1 protein-coding gene is annotated in these 991 nt (G+C 73.3%); it reads right to left on the minus strand.

Going from position 1 to position 991, the window contains the following annotated elements:
* Positions 1–99: 99 nt before the first annotated feature.
* Positions 100–810, minus strand: a complete 711-nt coding sequence (locus B8460_RS18780) for a ribonuclease activity regulator RraA (protein ID WP_048863152.1) — start codon at positions 808–810, stop codon at positions 100–102.
* Positions 811–991 lie beyond the last annotated feature (181 nt).

The following is a 991-nucleotide window of genomic DNA, read 5'->3' on the forward strand; positions in this document are numbered from 1 at the left end:
GCCGCCCGGCGCGTCAGTTCCTGTGACATCCAGCCCCTCCCCTCGCGTGTACCGTTGGCACAGCAATAGCGCAGGCGGGACCGCTTCCCATAGCCGGCGTCACGCGTCGCCGGTCTGTTTCGCGGCCGTGTAGCGGGCGCGCGTCGCCTCGTTCGGCGGATACAGGCCGGGCAGCGCCACGCCGGCCTCCACCTCGCGCATGATCCACGCCTCCAGCCGCTCCTGCTCCGGCGCCTCGGCGAGCACGAGATCGAGCAGCGCGGCCGGAATCACCACCGCGCCATCGGCGTCGGCCACGATGATGTCGTCGGGAAACACCGCGACGCCGCCGCAGCCGATCGGCTGCTGCCAGCCGACGAAAGTCAGCCCGGCGACCGACGGCGGCGCCGCCCGCCCGGCGCACCAGACCGGCAGCCCGGTCGCCGCCACCCCCGCCGCGTCGCGCACCACGCCGTCGGTGATCAGCGCCGTGACGCCGCGCCGGCGCATGCGGGCGCACAATATGTCGCCGAAGATTCCGGCATCGGTGATGCCCATGGCGTCCACGACGGCGATGCAGCCCGCCGGCATCGCCTCGATCGCGGCGCGGGTGGAGGTGGGCGAGGCCCAGGCGGCGGGCGTCGCCAGATCCTCGCGCGCGGGGACGAAGCGCAGCGTGAAGGCGGGACCGATCAGCCGGCCCGCATCATGGCGCGTCGCCTGCGGCCCGCGCATCCACACGTTGCGCAGCCCGTGCTTGAGCAGCACGGTGGTGATGGTCGCCGTGGTGATACGGCCGAGGGCAGCGATCGCGTCGTCATCGAGCGGCATGATGCGTTCCAGACGGTTTCACGGCGAGACTAGCGCCCCGTCCCCGACGCCGCCATGCAGCAGCACCAGCAGCCAGATCGCGAGCGCGAGCGCCGGGCCGAACGGCACCGCCGTCGCCGCGTCGAGCCGCCGCCCGCGCAGCACGCATGATGGGCCTGGACGACGCCTATATCGGCACGGT

It is taken from the genome of Acidisphaera rubrifaciens HS-AP3, from assembly GCF_000964365.1.
Lineage (GTDB): Bacteria > Pseudomonadota > Alphaproteobacteria > Acetobacterales > Acetobacteraceae > Acidisphaera > Acidisphaera rubrifaciens.